The sequence below is a fragment of the Acinetobacter sp. KS-LM10 genome, from assembly GCF_036896575.1.
GTDB classification, from domain to species: domain Bacteria; phylum Pseudomonadota; class Gammaproteobacteria; order Pseudomonadales; family Moraxellaceae; genus Acinetobacter; species Acinetobacter avistercoris.
Map to the genome: position 1 here is coordinate 1,489,491 of NZ_CP145906.1, position 21,935 is coordinate 1,511,425.

Sequence of the window (21,935 nt, forward strand, 5' to 3'; positions counted from 1 at the left end):
AATACATGAAATAAATTAAGGAAAAAACATGAGTTTTGTATTTGAACCAATGCCAACTGTAGGTATTCCTGTAAAAGACAGCGATTCGTTATATCCAGTGCGTCGTGTGTATTGCGTGGGTCGTAACTATGCAGCACATGCCCGTGAAATGGGTTTTGATCCTGATCGTGAGCCACCATTTTTTTTCTGTAAACCCAATGATCCTGAGTCAATTGTTCCTGTGCCTGAGAATCAAGCCGTAACGATTCCATATCCAACAGAAACCAATAATTATCATTATGAAATTGAACTGGTTGTGGCGATTGGTAAAGATGGCAAAAACATCTCTACAGAACAAGCAAAAGACTATATTTATGGCTATGCAGTGGGCTTAGACATGACGCGTCGTGATCTACAAATGTCACAACGAGAAAAAGGTCGTCCTTGGGAAGTGGGTAAAGCATTTGATTATTCTGCACCAGTAGGGTTGATCCATTCAATTGCAGAAACAGGTGAGTTAGATGCGGGAGATATTCATTTAACTGTTAATGGTGAAACAAAACAACGTAGTGATATTACCCATTTAATTTGGAATGTAGCAGAAACCATAGCCAATCTTTCAACATTATTTGAATTAAAACAGGGTGACTTAATCTTTACAGGGACACCAGAAGGAGTAGGTGCAGTCGTCGTTGGCGATGAAATGCGTGCCGAAATTGCTGGCTTAACAGGTATTACTGTAAAGGTCGTTTAAAAGTTGAGCCTTACGACAAGGATGTTGTTTGGCTTCTAAAAAATTCTGCAAGAAGCAGAAAACTAAATTGGGTTTACAGGTGTAAATCTAGATAGGTAAGTGCAATGGATATGCTCAATCCTGTTTTAAAAGATATTGCTGTGAAGCATTATCTTGTTCAGCAAATGTTGACTCTATGCCATTGCAACTACTACGGACGGTTGTTAAAAGCAAAGAGGAATGCTGAAAATGAAATTAAAATTAATGGTCTTAGCGGGCTTAGTGATCTCATCACAAGGAACTCAGGCAGATGTGGTTAAAGATGCCAAAGTACAGCTAGATTTTCGTAATTTATATATGGTACGTGATCCTGATACAAAGCAAGTACCCGAATTTGAGCATTGGTCGCAAAGTGCAACCTTAAATATTCAATCGGGGTATCAAAAAATTGGTCCATTGTCTTTGGGCTTAGACGGAAATGTGGCTTATGCTCATCGTTTATTAGAAGATGAAAAAAAACGTGATGGCAGCATGCCAAATGATCCAATTACTGGTGAACAATTAGATGATCAAACCCAATTAGGGATAACACTTAAGGCCAAATTGGCGGATACTGAAATTCGTTATGGTCAATTAATGCCAAAGTTGCCAGTTTTACATATCGATCATAGCCGTAATTTACCTACTACATTTAAAGGCTTGTTGATTGAATCTAGAGATATCGCCAATACTAAAATTACCGCTGGTCGTATTAACCGTATTATGGCGCGTGATAAAGAGGATTTCGCGAAATTATCATTAGATGTTAATAAAACAGGCGAAGTTTCTGACGGTTTGAACATCTTCGGTATTGATTATAAAATTCTACCCAACCTTGATGTGGCATATTTTTATGGTGGGTTAGAAGATATCTATGACCAGCACTATGTCGGGTTAAAACATCAACATAAATTTAACGACAGCACACGGTTAGTCACAGATTTACGTTATTTTGACACGCAGGATGCGGGTGAGCAACTGCAAGGTGAGATTGACAGCAAATCTTATAACTTTATGAGTATGTTACATTATGGCCCGCATAAATTTGGTTTGGGCTATCAACATATGTCGGGGGATACTGCATTTCCACTCCTTAGCGGTTGGACGCCAGCACCATTTTTAACCCAATGGGGCAGTATTAGCTTTTATAAGGCAGGTGAGCGTTCTGTGCAAGTGCGATATGACTATGATTTTGCCGATATAGGAGTTCCAGGTCTGAACTTTATGACACGTTATATTAAAGCGGATCATATTAAAAATCCGACCATCGCTGATGTTAAAGAAAGTGAATTTAACATTGTGATGAACTACGGCATTAAAGACGGTACTTTTAAAGGTTTAGGTTTCCAATACATGTTGATTAAGACTGACTTTGAAGGTGCCGGCATCAAATTAGATGAACACCGTTTCTATACCAACTATAGTGTTAAATTCTAGTTTTTAGATTCTAAAATTTGATTTAATAATCAAACAAATAGTTGGTTGTATTATTTCATTATTTGCATTATGTTTATTGTCATCTAAAAGAAGGCAATAAACATTTTTATTGATATACGTGTTCGCACAAGGAGTACTCACACAATGAATGCACAAGATCATTATTCTTTATTAAATCAGCAGTATATTAATGGAAGATGGCGAGAGGGTTCATCTTCTCGCCAAGCTGAAAATATTAACCCGTATACACAGAAAGTTTTAAATAGTTTTCAATTGGCAAGCCAACAAGATGTTGATACTGCGTATCAATCTGCGAAAGCGGCGCAATCAGCATGGGAAAAAACGGCTCCTTCAGAGAAACAAGCTTTAATTAAAAAACTTGAAAGTATTGTACAAATTCGCAGTGAAGAAATTATTGATTGGATTATCCAAGAATCGGGCAGTACACGTATAAAAGCGACCATTGAATTGGGTGCAGCTCTAGGAATTATTAAAGAAGCAGAAACTTTTCCTTTACGAGTGAATGGTGAAATTTTACCGACAAGCGTACCTGATCAACAGAGCCGTATTTATCGTAAAGCTTTAGGGGTCATTGGGGTCATCAGCCCGTGGAATTTTCCATTTCATTTAAGTATGCGTTCAGTGATCACTGCTTTGGCTGTAGGTAATACTGTGGTTTTAAAACCGGCCAGTGATACACCTGTCACAGGCGGTACACTATTGGCTAAGCTGTTTGAAGAAGCAGGCTTTCCTGAAGGTGTACTTAATGTGGTAGTGGGAGCAGGGAGTGAGATTGGTGATTTCTTTGTAGAACATGCTGTACCGAGTTTAATTTCATTTACAGGATCTACTGAGATTGGTAAGCGTGTCGGTCAATTGGCTGTTGGTGGTAAACACATCAAGCGCATTGCTTTAGAGTTGGGCGGTAATGCACCAATGGTGGTACTCGATGACGCTGATTTACCTTATGCAGTTGATTTAACCGTGATGGGACGTTTTTTACATCAAGGTCAGATTTGTATGAGCACCAATCGTGTGATTGTTGATGCCAAAGTGTACGATGAATTTGTTGATTTATTGATTAAAAAAGTTCAAACCTTGGCTGTTGGTGATCCTGATATTATGGGCACATTAATCGGTCCAATCATCAATTCTAATCAAATTAAGAATATAGAACGTATTATTGAACAAGCTAAAGCTTCAGGTGCGAAGTTGGTATTATGTGGTGAAACTCAAGGAAATATTATTCCACCACATGTATTTGTGGATGTTAACCCTCAGTCTTCGCTCGCACGTGAAGAAAGTTTTGGACCTATTTTGCCTGTGATTAAAGCTCGTGATGAAGCGCATGCTTTAGAACTCGCAAACGATACCGAATATGGTTTATCAAGTGCTGTCTGTACGACGAATCATGAGCGTGGCGTACAGTTTGCTTTGGGTATAGACGCAGGAATGACGCATATTAATGATATTACTGTAGATGACCAGCCTAATGCGCCATTTGGTGGTGAGAAGAACTCAGGTTTAGGTCGTTTTAATGGTCATTGGATTATTGATGAATTCACCCGTACTCATTGGGTGACTGTACAAACCAAGCCGAAAGCCTATCCAGTATAAGTATTTTTATAAAGTGAAAATTTCAGACCTTAGTCTAGAATTATAAAAAATATTTTACAAAGCTAGATTTTCCACAGATAATCAACCAAATAGTTGGTTTAATTATTTTAACAACGGAGTGTTTATGAACAGCAATAATCAGGGATCATTAAAAGGTTTACGTATCTTAGATTTAACGCATGCTTTGGCAGGACCTTTTTGTTCCCAGATGTTAGCAGATCATGGTGCAGATGTGGTGAAAGTTGAACCTTTAGAAGGTGATTTTTTCCGTAAAATGGGACCATATCGTAAAGATGATAAAGATAAATTTTTTGGTGGTCTTTTCCAGTCGTGTAATCGTAACAAGCGTTCAATCGCAATGAATTTAAAAAGCCAAGCGGGTAGAGAGGCTTTACTTGAGTTGGTTAAAAATGCCGATGGTTTAGTTGAAAACTACCGCGCAGGTGTATTGGCAAGATTAGGTTTAGGCTATGAAGACTTGAAAAAAGTAAATCCACGTCTGGTTTATACGTCAATTCGTGGTTTTGGTGATAGCGTTGGAGGCGAAAGCCCATATAAAGATTGGCCAGCTTTTGACATCGTTGCACAAGCAATGGGAGGCTGGATGGGGGTAACGGGTCAAGATGCCGACCATCCAGTTAAAGTCGGTGGTGGTGCAGGTGATACGGTTTCAGGTTTATTTGCTGCATTTGGTACAGTTTCAGCATTATTACATGCTAAAAATACCGGATTAGGTCAGTATGTTGATGTTGCAATGACTGATAGTATTTTGGCGTTGTCTGAAATTGTGGTAAGTCAATTCTCTTATCGCGGTGTGTCAGCGACACCTGTGGGCAATGGTATTCCAGGCTTAGCCCCATTTGGTACCATTAAAGTGAAAGATGGTGTGATTGCGATTGCTGCACCACATGATCCACAGTTCCATTTATTATGTGACTTGTTGGGTTGCCCAGAATTAAAAACTCAACCTGAATTTTTGAATGAAGCTATACGTTGGGAAAACCACGTGGCTTTAAATGCAAAAATTGAAGAAGTGACGATTTTAAAGACCAAAGCTGATCTAAAAGAATTATTTGGTGGACGTGTACCATTTAGCCCAATTTATACAGGTGAAGAAATTTTTGCAGATGAGCATTTCGCTGCACGTAATATGTTGCCGCAAGTCGAACATCCAGGAACAGCTGAATTAACTGCAGTACCAGGTGTGCCGGTAAAAATGTCATTAACGCCTGGTTCAGTGCGTCATCGCGCACCTAAACTTGGTGAGCATACCCGTGAAATTTTAAATGAACTGGGTTGGAATGATGAGCGAATTGCTGATTTGTTGTCTTCGGGCGTGTTAGTTGCAGCCGCAGCATAATTTGCGTACGATAAATTATCCATTTAAAAAACAAAAGCAATAATCAGTTCTGGTCATTGCTTTTGTTTTTGCATATTTGAATGCTTTAAAATGAGTTTTTGTAAAAATCAATTGCTAAAAACATGATAATATCAAACCATCGGTTGAATATTTGGATGGGATATTGAGGAGCATTTATAATCCCTCAAGCACAAATATTTTGAATACATCATTGACGGAAACTTTGCATACAGATGATCAAAAGGTGGTCTGTTGTAAGCGGTTTTCACAATATAGGACAATCTATGTCTCGTGCAAAAGAAAATTTAATAGATGCTAAAGATGAAGTTACGACGGCAAAAGTTCTACCTAAGCCACGTAAACGTCGTGCTAATACAGAGGCGCGTCATGAAGACAAGCGTCTTTTAATCTTAAAAACCGCCGCAGAATTGTTTGCGACTTTAGGTTATGAAGCGACTTCATTAGATACGATTGCTGAACATGTGGGCATTCATAAAGCCACTCTGTATCATTACATCACCAATAAAGAAAGTATTTTATATGAATGCTTACAGCTTTCATTTAAAGATTTAGATTTGGTGGTTGAGGAAATGAAAAATAAGGAAATATGCGTTTTCGATCGCATGAAAAAATTTGCGGTTGAATTAGCGCTGGCACAAAACAACGTGTTTGGTCGCTGTTTAGTACTCGTCGGCGCAAGGCCTTTAGATATTGGGTCTGGTAATGAAATTAAAGCCTTTCAACGCCGTTTAGATCTCGCTGTACGTGCTTTACTAGAAGAAGGTATTGCAGACGGAAAATTTAAGCCTTGTTCAGCAGGATTGTTTTCAGCGATGTTATTTGGTTCGTTAAACTGGGTGCCTCGTTGGTATCAAGAGGGCCATGGCAAAACAATTCCAGAGATTGCCGATTTTTTTATGACAACTCTTATAGAAGGCATTAAAGCTTAAATTTTACATTCGATTATAAGTTTTTTAATTTAAAAAGGTTTTATCTTAAGGGATAAAGCCTTTTTTATAAAAACTGATGCACAAAACAATAAAATTTAGATATAGGATTATCGATTTTTAATAAAATATTTGAACAGAATAAAGAGATGAGAGAGTTTTTGTGATATTAGTTTCTGGGATTAAGCAGTAAAAAATGAGTTTGTTCTTCAAGATTTTAGGACATATGAACTAAAAAAGCAGAATTTCCGAAGAGATTCTGCTTAAAATCAAAATAAGAATTGAAAAGTTTTACATTGAACGAGCAATCACATCTTTAAGCGTTTCATTTGAACCACCATAAATACGGGCAACGCGAGCATCCATATAAAGTTGTGCAATAGGATATTCAGTACAGTAGCCATAGCCACCAAATAATTGTAAGCAACGGTCGATAATTTCACATTGTTTTTGTGAACCCCACCATTTTACCATCATCGCATCATTCGGTTGTAAGTCTTTACCATCAACTAAATCTTTGATGATATTGTCAATAAATACACGACCCACACGTGCTTCAGTTAAACATTCTGCTAAAACAAATTTAGAATTTTGGAAATCCCAAAGTGTTTTACCTAACATTTTACGATTTTTGGCATGTTCAACCGTCATTTCGATGGCACGTTCTGCACAGGCAATTCCCACAATACCAATCGATAAACGTTCACGGGTAAATACATCCATAAGTTGGAAGAAGCCTTTGCCTTCTTCACCACCAATTAAGTTTTCAACAGGTACGCGAGCATCATCTAGAAAAATTTCAGCAGTATTTAATGCGTTTTGACCAATCTTATCGATGATATTATTGACTTTAAAACCTGGGCATTTGTCTTTTTCTATCATAAATAAAGATAGACCATGTGCACCTGAACCTGATTCACCTGTTCGTGCAGCGACTAAAACCAAATCTGCTTGATCACCTAAAGTACAGAAAGTTTTAGAGCCATTTAAAACGTATTCATTACCTTCACGGCGTGCTGTAGTACGTAAAGCCTTTACGTCTGTACCTGCATCAGGTTCAGTAATCGCAACTGCAATCATCTTTTTACCAGTCGCGATGTCTGGCATCCATTTTAATAGTTGCTCATGGGTTGCTGTGCCATGGAAAAAACCTGGGCTGTTTAATGCACCTGGAATAAATCCAAAAGTCGTATCGCAAATACGGGCTTGTTCTTCCATCATAATGACTTCGTGGGCAAAGGAAGCCCCTAAACCGCCATACTCTTCAGGAATGCTCATACAAAGTAAGCCGAGTTCACCTGCTTTTTCCCAAACATCACGGTCAATAAAATGCTGTTTACGAAATTTTTCTGCTTTAGGTGCGACTTCTTCCTGAAAAAAGCGACGTGCTGTGGTGCGTAATTGATCTAGTTCTTCTGTCATCCATGGCGATTGATATCCATAAATCATGTCGTATTCTCTTCTATCTAACAATGTATTAAGACAATTTCAGTGATTGAAATTTGAATATTGAGATGTGTGTATTGCTTTAAATCTAGTTTTAACAAAAAAATATAATTTGTCAACCGTACGGTTGGTTTAATTTATTAAATATTCAACCAACTTGTTGGTTGACATTTCTATAATTCAGATTTAAATTGTAGAAATACAGAGGTAATCAACACATGAGTTGGTTTCTTAAAAGTATTTGTAAAGCACAGGATGTCAGCGCAATTGCAAAATTAGCTTCAAATGAAACGAATATGACGTTGTAGCTGGCTGAGAGTGCCAATATGGAAAGCGCGTTTAAAATCGCTAAAAATTTAGTTTAGGGAATGAATCATGCCAAAAATTGTAAAAGTTGAATGTTTTCCAGTTTCAACGCCATTAAAAAAACCAGTCATTATGCCCAACACAAAAATTACATCTATTGATAGTGTTGTTATTAAAATTACTGCTGATGATGGTACGGTAGGTTTTGCAGATTCTGGTGATACATCTTCTTGGTATCGTGGTGAATTGCAAGAATCAATTATTGCCATGATTACACGTGTCATTGCACCACGCATTTTGATAGGTGAAGATCCTCGTAATATTGAAAAAATTGTTGCGAAAATGGATCTCTTGGTCCGTGATAATAATCAAGCAAAAGCAACTGTGGATTTTGCATTGCATGATTTAAAAGGAAAATTGTACGGTGTACCTGTCTATGATTTGCTCGGCGGTCGTACTACAGAAGGCTCGCGTCAAGGTTGGGTATTATCTGCTGGTAAACCTGAAGATGTTGCTGCAGAAGCACAAAAAGCTAAAGACCTCGGCTTTGCATTATTCAAAATGAAAATCGGTCACGGTACATTACAAGATGATATCGATATGGTTCATGCTGTACGTGACACCGTAGGCCAAGATGCCGTATTAACCATTGATGCAAATGGTTTCTGGAGTTATGAAAAAGCCCTTCATGTGATCCGTCGTATCGATTCTGCTGGCCTCGACTTAATTGAACAGCCGCTAGCACATTGGGATATTGAGGGTATGGCGCGTTTGCGTGCTCAGGTAAAAACCCCAATTTATGCTGATGAATCCGCTCAAGAGCTTCATAACCTTAAAGAAATTATTGACCGTCGTGCAGCTGATGGTCTATTCATCAAACTTCAAAAAGTAGGTGGCATAGTTAAAGCGCAACGTTGGTTAACCATGGCGCGTTTAGCAGGCTTACCCGTACATTGTGGCTGTATGATTGGCTCTGGTTTAGAACATAGTCCAGCTGCGCATCTTTGGGTTGCAAATGAATGGGCTTCTCAAGGTTTAAATGAGTCAATTGGCCCATTATTAATTCACGGTACGATGGAAAGTAAGAATATTAAAGTCGGTACAGATATCGCGCTTAATATTCCTAAGTTTGAAAATGGTATGTGTTATCCAAATGAAGGTTCAGGCTACGGTATTGAATTAAACGAGGCATTCCTCATCAGCAATAAAACTGCAGGTGTAGAAGGTCGTTCTGTGGAAGCCGGTCAAGAGGTAGCGGCATAATGCATCGCACAGGTCCATTATCTCATTTAACTGTTGTAGAGTTTGCAGGTCTAGGACCTGCACCCTTTGCAGGGATGCTACTTGCTGATCAAGGTGCTCGGGTGATTCGTGTTGATCGCCCTGTTAAATCTGCTAAATCGGGTGGCATGGCAGATTTTACTGCACGTGATAGTGATGTATTAGCCCGTGGGCGTGAATCAATTGCTTTAGATTTAAAACAGCCAGAAGCTTTAGATATCGTACTTAAACTGATTGAAAAAGCAGATGTTTTATTAGAAGGTTTTCGACCTGGTGTAATGGAAAAACTCGGTCTTGGACCTGATGTATGTTTAGCTCGCAATCCAAAATTAGTGTACGGACGTGTAACAGGTTGGGGGCAAACAGGTCCTTTAGCCCAAGCTGCTGGACATGACATTAATTATATTGCTTTAACAGGTGCATTGCATTCAACGGCACGAGCAGGTGGACAACCGACTCCAACACCGGGATTTATCGGTGACTTTGGTGGTGGAGGTATGTTGTTAGCCTACGGTGTTTTGGCTGCACTTAGTCACGTACAACATACAGGTGAAGGACAAGTGATTGATGCAGCCATCACAGATGGTTCGGCATTACTTACGTCTTTAATTCAAGGTTGGCATTCAGCAGGTTTATGGAATGATCAAGCAGGCACCAATAATGGCGATGGTGGTGCACATTTTTATGACACCTACCGCTGTGCAGATGATAAATACATCTCGGTTGGTCCAATGGAACCGCAGTTTTATGCGTTATTCCTTGAGAAATTAGGTTTGTCTAATGATGAAGCATTCCAAAAACAATGGAATTCAAAAAATTGGACAAGTTTAAAAGCACGCTTAGCAGAAATATTTATCAGTAAAACCCGTCAACAATGGAATGAGATTTTTGAAGGGACTGATGCATGTTATGCCCCAGTATTAAGTTTGGCTGAAGCACCGCTGCATCCTCATAATGTGGCACGTGGGACCTATGCAACGGTAAACAATATTGTACAGCCAAGTCCTACACCAAAGTTTAGTAAAACCACAGTAAAACAGTGTAATCCAGTCAATCCTGTTGCAGCCAATACTCAAGAAATATTATCTGAATTAGCCTATAGCGAAGCTGAAATTGCCAAGCTATTGACTAAAGTTGCACAGCAAGCTGAATAAAAAAGAAAAGGTGCTGCCAAATTATTTTAAATAGTTTGGCAGAAAAAAAGGGGAGTTGGCTAACATGGATGTGATGTCAGCAAAGGACAATCTTATAAAAAGTGAGAAATCGGATGACTCAAAATGCAACTGGACGTATGGAAGTTCAGGAATTTATCGACAGTATTCCACTGTCTAGACTGCAAAAAGTAATTATTATTTTATGTTTTCTTGTTGCTGCAATGGATGGTTTTGATATTGCCGCAGTTGGGTTTATTGCACCTGCTTTAATTGCACAATGGTCTTTAACTCCAGCAGATTTAGCCCCGTTATTTTTATCGGGTGTATTTGGCTTAATGCTTGGCTCATTTATGTTTGGGCCACTTTCAGATAAATTTGGTCGTAAAAAAATCATTATTTGGAGTGTATTAATTTTTGGTATTGGTACTTTAATTTCTGCATTTTCGCCAAATCTCATGACACTTATTGTCTTACGTTTTTTAACAGGTTTAGGCTTGGGTGGGGCAATGCCAAATGCGGTCACCATTACTTCTGAATATTGTCCAACGACGCGACGTTCTACATTGGTTACAGTAATGTTCTGTGGATATACCATTGGAGCTGCTGTGGGTGGTTTGTTATCTGGACAGTTGATTCAGATGATTGGCTGGCAGGGTATTTTGATTATTGGTGGTATTGCACCTTTAGTGATCCTTCCTTTTTTATATTATTACATGCCTGAATCAGTACGTTTTATGGTGTTAAATAAATTTCCAAAAGAACAAATTAATGCTGTGATTCAAAAGATGTCACCAGGTCGTGAAATTCCTGAGTTGACTGCATCTGTCACTGAAAAACAAAATGTCAGTGTGCGTGAGTTATTTAGTAAAGAGTATTTTGCAGGCACAGTGTTATTTTGGTGTGCCTTTGTTATGGGGTCATTAATTATTTACATGATTTCAAGTTGGATGCCAACAATCCTGAAAAACGAAGGCTTTGATATGCAACAAGCTTCGTGGATTACTTCAGCATTTCAGATTGGGGGCACGATTGGTGCATTAATCATTGCATATTTTATGGATAAGATAGGCAATAGCCGAACTTTAATGATTTCTTATGTTATTGGCGCATTATCAGTTTTACTTTTAAGTAAAGGTGTTTCTGACCTCAGTACATTATTCATTGTACTCGGTATTTTTGGTATTGGTGCCGGCATCAGTGGTTCTCATATTGGTATTCATGTATTTTGTTCAAGTTATTATCCAACGCATTGTCGTGCGACGGGTGTGGCTTGGGCAGGCAGTGCTGGACGTTTAGGTTCATTCTTGGGTTCTGGTGCGGTAGGTTGGTTAATGGTCTCAGGTTTAACTGGTCAACAAATTGTTAACTTATTAATCATTCCAGCATTATTGGCTTCTGTTTCAATGTTTGTGATTGCTCGTCTAATGAGTAAACGCAAGGGGGCAGTAGAAACAGAAATGCAAAAAGCATCAGTTTAAAATTGTATGATAAGTTAATTTTATCAAGTTTTTTATGTATTTACTTTAGCCGATGATTTCCTTCAGGAAACCGTCGGTTTTTTTATAAAAAATTAAAACATAAAACTTCTTTAAAAGTCATTATTCATCGAATACATTCATCAGGAGTATTCCCTCATCTTAACCTTCTCCCAAAGGGAGAAGGGATTTTTACCTATCAATTTATGGCCACTTAATGATCAATTTTCGACTTATGAAAGAGATCTATAAAAATGTCATTTAAAGTAAGTCAATTTATTCAATAAAAGATTCGAAATATTAGCTTAGAAAACTGAAGAAGTAATATTGGTTTGTTAGGATTTTAAAAAGATGTGATTTATATTTGATCTATTGGGAGAGCAAATGACTCAGATCTATAACTCAGAAAATATGTCTGATTTATCTATAATGAGTGCAACGTTTAAATTTAGCGTGTTTGCGAATAGATATTGGTTTTAAGTGAGGCCATATTTATAGCAATACGGCTTTGTTGCACAAAGGTATCGTTGCACAAAGATACCAAAGTTAAAGAATCATTGATGGCTCAAATTCAAAAATCATCAGAAGTATAAGATCTATCTAGTAATGAAAATTTATTGAGTAATGTTATTCGAGCATGGATCACAATCACTAGACTTGGTAAGTATTTTGCGGTCAGTTTATCGCTTAATTATTGAATGCTGTGCATTTTATTATGAATCAGACTTCTTTAATCTTCACTTGACCATTATTAAGATTGTCCTGCTTCAGGGGTGGATTATTTTAATAATTTTTTAATTATTAGACTTCTTTCAAAAGTCATTATTCATACAACAGACTCATCATGAGTTTTCCCTCATCCTAACCTTCTCCCAAAGGGAGAAGGGATTTTAACGTATCAATTTATGGCCACTAAATCATCATTTTCGACTTATGAAAGAGATCTATTCATTTCATTTATTTGAAATTATATTTTAATCTTTCTGAAATTTTGTATTCTTTAAAGATGGAATCACGAGATGCAGCTAAGGTTTTGCAATGATATCAGCATATTTTTAGCATAAATTAAATCTATAAACGCGGAAAAATGAGATCATATTCTGAAATCTGATCCAATAAATTATATTGAAGAGCTAAGAATCACTCACATTATTTGTAGTAAATTAAGTTTTTATTGATGTGTTTTTGATCATTTTAAGAGCTCTATTTACTAGAGCTCTAATAGAGGAGGCTTTATGGTATAGCCGTGATTCGTTGTAGATAATGGGTGTAATACCAAGTACAGCTTAAACTTAAACTGATCACCAATAGCGTAAGTAAGCTCATATTTTGTAAGATATTAAATGGCAGTAAAGATAACAATAGACTGAGCACAAAACCAATAAAGAACTGTGCAAAACCCATGAGTGCACTTGATAAACCAATATGCTGAGACTGGCTTTGCATAACAATTGCAATTGAATTTGGTCCTGTAAATCCTAATCCACCGACCAAAAAGAATAAAGCCGTCATGATGGCATAAATATTGTGAATTTCTAGCCAAGCACAAAAATTAATCAGGATAATTCCAAAACTTTGAATAAAGCAACCGACAATAAATAGTTTTTGAATCGGATATACATGAATTAATCGTTTATTAAGATAAGAAAAAAACATCAAACTCAGTGCATTAATCCCAAAAAAATAAGCAAAATTCTGTTTTGGAATATGTAAGAAATCCATGAACAAATTGGATGAGGCACTGATATAACAATAAATAATGGAATACGATAATGTTCCTGCAAACATGGGTAAGGCAAAGGCAGGCGTTATAAATAAACGGAAATAGTTTTTAATAATTTGATTGAATGGGATATAGGCTCGTTGTTCTTGGGCAAGGGTTTCATCAAAATATAAATGCACCAAACCTAAAGTAATCACGCCAATCATGGTCAATAAATAAAAAATGCTCGACCAATGAAAAAATTGTAATAACAACACACCAAAGGCTGGGGCAATAATGGGTGCAAGTCCCATCACCAACACCATGCTTGAATAAACATGTGCGGATTCGTTTAAGCTTAAATGATCTCGAATGGCCGCTCTGACAATCACTACGCCCGCACAGCCACCAAAGGCTTGTAATACTCGGGAAGCAATTAAAAAAGTATCATTGGGTGCAACCGCACAGCATAAACTTGCCACAATATAAATAATTAAACCAAAGTACAGCGGTGGTTTACGTCCATAACGGTCGCTTAAAGGTCCATACAGGAGTTGCCCAAAAGCCAAACCTAAAAAGTAGGCCCCTAAAGTATTTGCAATTTCTTGCGTGCTGACGCCATATTCTTCTGCCATTGTGGGTAAGGCAGGCAAGTACATATCAGTCGATAGTGCACTAAATGCAGTGAGTAAAGTCAGCAAAAACACCCAACCATTACTATAAGATTTACTGTTTTGATGCTGACTCATACTGATAAATAGTCCTTTATTTATAGTGTGTTATGCTAATTTTTATAATGAAGTAGGAGATATAACAAAGACCTTAATTTATCTTCTTAACGTTAAAGTCTTTGTCCTTTGAAAAGTATTTAAGCAACGAGCAGCTGCACGCCCGTTGCAGTTTGCATTTGCTCTAAACTAACATCTTGTGCAAGTTCAACGAGTTTTACCCCATTGGCCGTGATATCAATCACCCCAAGATCGGTAATCACACGATTAACTACGCCTTTTCCTGTTAGAGGTAAGTTACATTGCTCAACAATTTTGGGTTTACCGTCTTTAGCGCAGTGTTCCATCAGCACCACCACTTTTTGAACACCCGCGACTAAATCCATTGCACCGCCCATGCCTTTGACTTTTTTACCTGGAATCATCCAGTTGGCTAAATCACCAGTTGCAGACACTTCCATTGCACCTAAAATTGCAATATTGACGTGTCCACCACGGATCATGGCAAAAGATTCTGCGCTAGAAAAAAATGCTGCACCTTGACGTGCGGTGACGGTTTGTTTACCTGCATTAATTAAGTCAGCATCTACAGTTTCGGCAGTTGGAAACTCATCAATTCCTAATAAACCATTTTCTGACTGTAGCCAAACACTTATATTTTCAGGGATATAATTTGCAACAAGCGTCGGCAACCCAATACCTAAATTGACATAAAAGCCATCTTCCAGCTCAAGTGCGGCGCGTTGCGCCATTTGATTGCGTGTCCAAGCCATCGTTAAGCCTCCGCCTTGAGTGTCAATTGTTCAATACGTTTTTCAGGTGTGTTGTTGAGGATAATACGATTGACGTAGATGCCTGCTAGATGCACATCATCAGGATCAATAGCGCCTATTTCAACAATTTCTTCTACTTCAACTATAGTGAATTTTCCTGCGACTGCACATTCAGGATTAAAATTACGTGCTGTTTTACGAAACACTAAATTGCCCGCTTTGTCAGCTTTATAGGCTTTAACCAATGCGACATCTGCAGTTAAAGATTCTTCTAAAATATATTCTTTACCGTGAAAAGTACGGACTTCTTTACCTTCGGCAATTAAAGTGCCGACGCCTGTTTGGGTATAAAATGCAGGAATTCCCGCGCCACCTGAGCGTAGTTTTTCGGCTAAAGTACCTTGCGGGGTGAGTTCAACTTCAAGTTCGCCATTTAAATACTGACGTTCAAACTCTTTGTTTTCACCGACATAAGATGAAATCATCTTTTTGATTTGTTTGGTTTTTAACAGTTTTCCTAAACCAAAATCGTCTATACCTGCATTATTAGAAATACAAGTTAAACCTGTGACACCACTATTTTTGAGTGCTTCAATGAGTGCCTCGGGAATGCCACACAAACCAAAGCCACCCACGGCAATGGTCTGATCATTTTTGACAATATCTTTCAGCGCAATTTCTGCACTTTCTACCCATTTATTCATCATGACCCCTTAAGCATCAGTTTTTGCAGAAGCAGAGTTATTGTCCAATTCTGACGCATGTAAGAAATGCGTATGATGCGGGGCACGTTTGGTTTTGCTCCATTCTTCCAACATTTCGTATTTCATTTCTTCGGTAATTAGGGCAATTTTTTGTTTCGCAGTTTCATCATCATATGCCAATTCAAGGCGATGGCCATTGGGATCAAAAAAGTAAATAGAATGGAAAATTCCGTGATTGGTAATCCCTAAAACTTCAACGCCATTACTTTCTAAATGCGCTTTGGCAGCTTCTAAACTTGGGCGATCAGCAACTTTTAAAGCAATGTGTTGTACCCATTTTGGTGTGTTTTCATCACGTCCCATTTCAGGCTGAGTGGGTAATTCAAAAAAGGCGAGAACATTACCATTTCCTGCATCTAGAAAGAGATGCATATATGGATCAAAGGCTTTGGTTGACGGTACATAGTCTTCAGCAAAGGCTAGGATAAAATCCATATTGAGATTTTTTTTATACCATTCGACGGTTTCTTTGGCATCTTTACAACGATAAGCGACGTGGTGAATTTGTTCGATTTGAAAACTCATTTTGAATATCCTTATTCTTTAAAATCAAAATTAAGTGCGGGTAAAACTTTGCCCGATACTTCGCCAAAGCCAATACGTAAGCCATCTTTTTCGCAATAGCCTTTCATAGTTAAAGTATCGCCATCTTGCAAGAAGCCGCGCTGTTCGCCATTTGAGAGTTGTAGAGGTTCGGTGGCATTCCATGTTAGTTCTAATAAAGAACCATAGGAATCTTTGCTCGGCCCAGAAATTGTCCCTGAACCCATCAAATCACCAACGCGTACATTACAACCTGCAATAGTGTGATGGGTCAGTTGTTGTGCCATAGACCAGTACATATATTTAAAGTTAGTTTTGCTGATCACTTCAGCCGTGTTTGAATGCTCTGTTTTTAATTCAACAGAAAGATTAATGTCATAGCTATTTGCGCTTAGATCTTCTTGCAAATAAGCCAAAGGTTTTGGCTCTTGTGCAGGACTATGGGTTTTAAATGGTTCTAAAGCTTCTAATGTCACGATCCATGGAGAGACTGAAGATGCAAAAGTTTTTGAGTTGAATGGTCCTAAGGGTACGTATTCCCATTGTTGTAAATCACGTGCTGACCAATCATTAAACAGCACCATACCAAAGATATGATCCCACGCATTTTCAATCGAAATGGGTGCGCCTAAATCGCTTGGCTTACCAATGATAAAACCCGTTTCTAACTCAAAATCTAGCTTACGACATGGCGAAAAAGTTGGACGATCTTCATTGGGTAATTTAATTTGACCTGATGGGCGAACAATATCTGTACCACTGACAATCACAGAACTTGCGCGACCATTATAACCTACAGGTAATTCTGACCAGTTTGGCAATAATGCATTTTTAGGATCGCGAAACATAGAACCGACGTTGGTAGCGTGTTCTTTAGATGAGTAAAAATCGGTATAGCCTGGAATGTGTACAGGCAAATGCATGATTACTTCGGTTTGTTTAAAGAAAACTGATGCACGTAATTCGTCATTGTCACGTAAAGTTGGATTATCTGCATTGAGTAAATTTTGAATTGATGCACGTGCTTTAGACCAATTGGCTTTGCCTGATTCGATAAACTTATTAAGTGTTTCACTATTGAAGACGCGATCACCTTCACTAACAGTGATTAATCCTTTTTCTTCTAAAGTCGTGAGATCAAGCACCCATTCACCGATGGCAACTGCAATTTTTTTCGCTCCTTGTGCGCTTGTGCTAAACACACCATATGGCAGATTTTGAATAGGAAAATCAGAATCTTTCGAAATTTCTATAAATGATGTGTGTGTATTACTCATGAATTAGCGTCCTACTTTTTTCATAAAACCAATCTTTTATTTATAAAAATCAGTTAATTAAATGGTGTTTTGGTGGAGCTATAAATTTTTAAAGAGATTTTTATAAACTCACAATAATTAATCTATCAAATGGTTGTTTGAATTTCAAGAATTGATTATGATTATCTGAGTAGACAGAATTTAAGTAAGCCAAAAGGATGTAATGTTTTGCTCAGCATGCAAAAAATAAGCGAATGCTATGTTGGGTTGTTGTGAATATTTTCCTAAATAAAGGGAGTCATTTTTTAATCCATCTTTAGGAAATACAAGTCATTTAAATATATGGAAGTAGACAGGGACTAAATATGCATTTACCAGAGACTCAGCCAAGAAAATCTTTATATTATCAATATCAAGTGTACCCACACTTTCATAGCACAACGAATATTGTGACTGATCCCAATACAGTGACTGTAGTTGGTGCAGGGCCAATTGGGATGGTGAGTGCCTTGCTGCTAGCAAAAAAAGGGAATCGAGTCGTTTTATTGTCTGCTGAACAACAATTGTCAGAAGGCAGCCGTGCGTTGGTGTATACCCGTCGTTCGATGGAGATTTTGCATGCGGCTGGTGTAGCGGAAAAAATGAAAGAAAAATTATTACCTTGGACACATGGTAATTCAATTTATAAAGGTCAAGTCGCATTCCGTATGGCATCACCATTTGGTGAACATGATCAATTTGCTCCTCTCAATAACTTGCAACAAAACTGGTTAGAAGATTATTTATTAAAAACTATTGCTGAGCATGACAACATCGAAGTGCGTTGGGGCAATAAAGTCGTTGCACAACAGCAAGTGGGTGATCAAGTGACACTAACAGTGCATACACCTGAAGGCGAGTATAAGCAGACATCTTCATGGGTTATTGCTGCGGATGGTGGGCGTTCAATTCTGCGTGAAAGCATGAACTTACGTATGGAAGGAGCGAGTTACGAAGGAAAATTTGTAATCGCTGATATTCGCATAAAATTAGATTATCCAACTGAACGTTTAGCATTTTTTTCGCCGGATTGGAATCCAGGCAATACCATCTTAATGCATCGTGAACCTGATGATATTTGGCGTTTTGATTATCAACTTGATCCAAGCATTAGCCCTGAAGAGGCTTTAAAACCTGAGAATTTATATAAAGCAGTTAATGACCAATTAAAAATGATTGGTAAAGACCATTTATCTTGGGAAATGGATTGGAGCACAGTGTATTCAGCTCGGGCATTGACCTTAGAGAGCTACGTGCATAATCGTATTTTATTTGTGGGTGATGCGGCACATTTATTACCAATTTTTGGCGTTCGTGGTGCCAATACAGGTTTCCAAGATGCTTATGATATGGCATGGAAACTAGATGCTGTTATTAAAGGTTGGTCTCATGAAAAACTTTTAGCAAGCTATACTTTTGACCGTGTAGGAGCAGTACGGGAAATTATTGCTGAAGCTGGTAAATCTACACGATTTATGGCACCACCAAGTGAAGGCTATAAATTATTACGTAATGCAGTTTTGTCTTTATCTTTAGAACATGAATTTGTACGTCCTTTATATCATTGGCGTACCTCTCGTCCACATGCGTACACTCACTCATCTTTAAACAGCCAGTGTGACGATAATGCACGAATGTCAGAACATACTGAGAATGGTGCACTTATTCCGAATGTGAAATTTTCGGACAATACGTTCTTGTATGATGTTTTAAACAATAATTTTAGTGTAGTGATTTTCACTGAAAATGGGCAACTACCAACTGGGTTGGTAGAAGAAGTTAATCAATTAAAAGCACATGATGTTCCATTACAAATTATTGCCTTAGATGTGAATACACAGCCAGTTGCACAAGCAGATTATAGTTTTTCTGCGACAGCTGATGTTTTACAAGAACGGTTTGGTTCGAGTGCGGGCAGTGTGTATTTGGTGCGCCCTGATCATCACATTAACGGTCGTTGGTTAAATTATCGTAATCACGCCATCAGTGAGACATTCAACCAATTCATACAAGTAAAAGAGGGAGTTTAATCATGGCGATTTTGATTGAAGATTTAGAACAGGTATATGATTATCTCGCAGAGAATATAGATGCTCTTGATAATGAAAAACGTGAATTATTCCTAGTGAAATTAGCCTTGTTAAGCGCCAATGCCTTAGAAAATGGTCCTGCTTTTATTCATTTAATTAACCAAGCGAAAGTCTTTGAAAACTGAATTTATCTATGAAGTTTTTAGTTGAGTCCCAAATGTTTGAAGAGAACGATTAAACGTTGTGACTATCCTGATTTAACCATGATAAAAGATTAAAATCCGAATCATATTAAAAGGATATGCCAGCATAGATATATTTCTGTTGTTGTAATCGTAATGTAGAAAGCATAAAAATCAAAGCTCATCGAAAGGTGGGCTTTTTTATTGCTTCGACAGTTATGCGCTTTTTATTATTCGTGCTGTTCAACTTGATTCATTACTATGGCGTGTAACAGTTCAGTTGGATCACGATCCCATTCAAAAATGAGGTAGGCTAAAAGCTTAATTCTTATATGGTGCACCATGATTCAACATACAAATAAGGACTAATTAATTATTTTCACGGCAGGATCTTTGATATCAACATGTTCGACTAAAATTAGAGTTAATCGAAACCGCAGAGTGTTTAAATTATCTTGGAATGATGACAGCATCAATGTAGCCGCGAGCTCTAGAAGGATTAAAGTTTAAATATAAAGAATCTCAATTTAAATAGGAATTTTTGAACTTTTCTAAGGACAACCAAATAATGAGAGGTCAAAAAAATGAATTTTCATAGTTTCTATATAACTTATCTTAAAGTATTGAAATTTCTCTAAGCCAGTATAATTTTGCAAAATTTTTTAATCTTAAGTTGTCCCATCACCAATAATAAATTCGATATGAATTGTATTTGCATCCACGACTAGATGAATAGTGAGTTTTTCTACTAACGTTCTTCTAAAAGGATTATTCGAGGCATATTTAGAAGTGAATTTTTTTGGTGATTAAATTTTACTTTCTCGATGTTATTTTGAAAAGAAAATATCAATAAGATCTGAGTTTTAGATTTAATTAATTTTATCTCGATATAAAATTTAAGTTCTTTGATCGAATAGTTCAATTTTTATTTTAATATATGATAAATTTTAATTTCAAATATAATAAGGAATAAATATGAAAAAAATAATAATGGTTTTTTTGCTATTTTGATGTGTCCTATAGTTTGGGGAGAGTGCTCAGTAGCAAAAGACTTCAACCTCACTGGTGAATCTTCTTCTGGTTCATTATCAAATTTAGTCACTTTAAGTGGTCAAAAAATTACCTCATTTACTCAAGCAGATTTAGTATTAGAAAGGGCTTTGTTGCATAAAGATTTTAAAGACTGATCTTTCCTAAGCTGCACAAATTTAAGTGACAACTTGGGTGTGAGGGCGACCTAATTCTGTAAATTTATTTAACACGGCTATACGTGCATGGATTTCATTGACTTGGCTTTGAAAGTTTCTCGAACTGAGTTTATCGCCCAATAATTTGATGCAATGCATCTTAGTTTCGACCAAACTACGTCGATGATAACCAGACCACTTTTTCCACAGCGCTCTTCCTAGATGTTTGACTGTTTTCAATAATTCATTTCTCTCTAAAGATCCCAATTGCTTATCTTTCCATGGCCTTGCATTTTTTCTTGGAGGAATTACGGCATGTGCATGACGATCTGAAATCACTTGTCTACACAATTTCGTGTCATATGCTCCATCGGTATAGACAGAATCAATGCGTTCATCAAATGGGATTTGATTCAGCAGATCACCCAAAACTTGTGAGTCACTGACATTATTTGTTGTGAGCTGTACAGCTCGTATTTGTAAGGTTTTAGCATCTATCCCAATGTGCAGTTTACGCCATTGCCGACGATATTCAGGCTGATGTTTCTTGCGTTTCCATTCACCTTCGCCTAAAAACTTAAAGCCAGTTGAGTCTACCAATAGATGCAGTCCTTCATGACTTTTTTGATAGCTGATCGCAATATCAATCTGCTTTTGTCGTCTGCAAAGTGTGGAATAATCCGGTGCTGTCCAACTTAACCCACTAAGTTGAATAAGGCTTTGCACAAAGCCTGTGACCATACGCAAAGAAAGGCGAAAGATAGATTTGATCATCAAACAGCACTGAATCGCTGTATCAGAATAGGTTTGATTTCTTCCATGCTTAGCTTGTGGCTGAGCATACCATTGAGTCTGAGGATTGAACCAAATTGAAATATTTCCTCGCTTGATTAGAGCTTGGTTATAAGAGGGCCAATTCGTTGTGCGATAGATTTTGGATGCAGGCTTCTTCATTTG

17 protein-coding genes are annotated in these 21,935 nt (G+C 37.5%); 10 read left to right on the plus strand and 7 right to left on the minus strand.

The genetic code is table 11. The features are described 5' to 3' along the window. Positions 1-28 precede the first annotated feature (28 nt). The 5 genes from V5M36_RS06830 (at position 29) to V5M36_RS06850 (ending at position 6,115) form a co-directional block, all read left to right on the plus strand. Positions 29-733 carry a fumarylacetoacetate hydrolase family protein gene (locus tag V5M36_RS06830; RefSeq protein WP_338563410.1) on the plus strand — a complete coding sequence of 235 codons (705 nt, stop codon included), beginning with the start codon at positions 29-31 and terminating at the stop codon, positions 731-733. A gap of 228 nt (positions 734-961) precedes the next feature. Next, complete coding sequence (locus V5M36_RS06835; protein WP_338563412.1) at positions 962-2,188, plus strand: OprD family outer membrane porin; 1,227 nt, start codon at positions 962-964, stop codon at positions 2,186-2,188. A 144-nt stretch (positions 2,189-2,332) separates the two neighbouring features. Beyond that, positions 2,333-3,805: an aldehyde dehydrogenase family protein gene (locus tag V5M36_RS06840; protein ID WP_338563414.1), complete on the plus strand. Its 1,473-nt coding sequence runs from the start codon at positions 2,333-2,335 to the stop codon at positions 3,803-3,805. A gap of 124 nt (positions 3,806-3,929) precedes the next feature. Next, positions 3,930-5,165, plus strand: coding sequence for a CaiB/BaiF CoA transferase family protein (locus V5M36_RS06845; protein WP_338563416.1), 1,236 nt, complete (start codon positions 3,930-3,932; stop codon positions 5,163-5,165). Between the two features lie 284 nt (positions 5,166-5,449). After that, positions 5,450-6,115 carry a TetR/AcrR family transcriptional regulator gene (locus V5M36_RS06850; RefSeq protein WP_338563419.1) on the plus strand — a complete coding sequence of 222 codons (666 nt, stop codon included), beginning with the start codon at positions 5,450-5,452 and terminating at the stop codon, positions 6,113-6,115. A 288-nt stretch (positions 6,116-6,403) separates the two neighbouring features. Here the strand turns inward: V5M36_RS06850 and V5M36_RS06855 are convergent, their stop codons facing one another. Then, on the minus strand, positions 6,404-7,561 hold the full coding sequence (locus V5M36_RS06855) for an acyl-CoA dehydrogenase family protein (RefSeq protein WP_338563421.1): 1,158 nt from the start codon (positions 7,559-7,561) through the stop codon (positions 6,404-6,406). A 372-nt stretch (positions 7,562-7,933) separates the two neighbouring features. On the opposite strand from V5M36_RS06855, the gene V5M36_RS06860 reads away from it, so the two are divergent. From V5M36_RS06860 to V5M36_RS06870, 3 genes are all read left to right on the plus strand, one after another. Next, positions 7,934-9,127: a mandelate racemase/muconate lactonizing enzyme family protein gene (locus V5M36_RS06860; protein WP_338563425.1), complete on the plus strand. Its 1,194-nt coding sequence runs from the start codon at positions 7,934-7,936 to the stop codon at positions 9,125-9,127. Beyond that, on the plus strand, positions 9,127-10,299 hold the full coding sequence (locus V5M36_RS06865; RefSeq protein WP_338563427.1) for a CaiB/BaiF CoA transferase family protein: 1,173 nt from the start codon (positions 9,127-9,129) through the stop codon (positions 10,297-10,299). Before V5M36_RS06860 ends, V5M36_RS06865 begins: the two co-directional genes overlap by 1 nt. Before the next feature lie 113 nt (positions 10,300-10,412). Then, a complete protein-coding gene (locus V5M36_RS06870; protein ID WP_338563430.1) occupies positions 10,413-11,777 on the plus strand; it encodes an MFS transporter in 1,365 nt (454 codons plus the stop codon). A 1,230-nt stretch (positions 11,778-13,007) separates the two neighbouring features. Here V5M36_RS06870 and V5M36_RS06875 read toward each other — a convergent pair. From V5M36_RS06875 to fahA, 5 genes are all read right to left on the minus strand, one after another. Beyond that, complete coding sequence (locus V5M36_RS06875; RefSeq protein ID WP_338563432.1) at positions 13,008-14,225, minus strand: multidrug effflux MFS transporter; 1,218 nt, start codon at positions 14,223-14,225, stop codon at positions 13,008-13,010. A 119-nt stretch (positions 14,226-14,344) separates the two neighbouring features. Beyond that, a complete protein-coding gene (locus V5M36_RS06880) occupies positions 14,345-14,977 on the minus strand; it encodes a 3-oxoacid CoA-transferase subunit B (RefSeq protein WP_338563434.1) in 633 nt (210 codons plus the stop codon). Between the two features lie 2 nt (positions 14,978-14,979). Continuing rightward, on the minus strand, positions 14,980-15,681 hold the full coding sequence (locus tag V5M36_RS06885; protein ID WP_338563437.1) for a CoA transferase subunit A: 702 nt from the start codon (positions 15,679-15,681) through the stop codon (positions 14,980-14,982). A 9-nt stretch (positions 15,682-15,690) separates the two neighbouring features. Beyond that, positions 15,691-16,266 carry a VOC family protein gene (locus V5M36_RS06890; protein WP_338563438.1) on the minus strand — a complete coding sequence of 192 codons (576 nt, stop codon included), beginning with the start codon at positions 16,264-16,266 and terminating at the stop codon, positions 15,691-15,693. Positions 16,267-16,277: 11 nt separating this feature from the next. Beyond that, positions 16,278-17,561, minus strand: a complete 1,284-nt coding sequence (gene fahA, locus V5M36_RS06895) for a fumarylacetoacetase (RefSeq protein WP_338563439.1) — start codon at positions 17,559-17,561, stop codon at positions 16,278-16,280. Positions 17,562-17,905: 344 nt separating this feature from the next. Here fahA and V5M36_RS06900 point away from each other — a divergent pair, with 344 nt between their 5' ends. Together V5M36_RS06900 and V5M36_RS06905 are read left to right on the plus strand one after the other, a co-directional pair. Next, positions 17,906-19,609, plus strand: a complete 1,704-nt coding sequence (locus tag V5M36_RS06900; RefSeq protein ID WP_338563440.1) for an FAD-dependent monooxygenase — start codon at positions 17,906-17,908, stop codon at positions 19,607-19,609. A 2-nt stretch (positions 19,610-19,611) separates the two neighbouring features. Beyond that, complete coding sequence (locus tag V5M36_RS06905; protein WP_338563441.1) at positions 19,612-19,794, plus strand: hypothetical protein; 183 nt, start codon at positions 19,612-19,614, stop codon at positions 19,792-19,794. A 1,205-nt stretch (positions 19,795-20,999) separates the two neighbouring features. Here V5M36_RS06905 and V5M36_RS06910 read toward each other — a convergent pair. Next, positions 21,000-21,932, minus strand: a complete 933-nt coding sequence (locus tag V5M36_RS06910; RefSeq protein ID WP_338559561.1) for an IS5 family transposase — start codon at positions 21,930-21,932, stop codon at positions 21,000-21,002. Positions 21,933-21,935 lie beyond the last annotated feature (3 nt).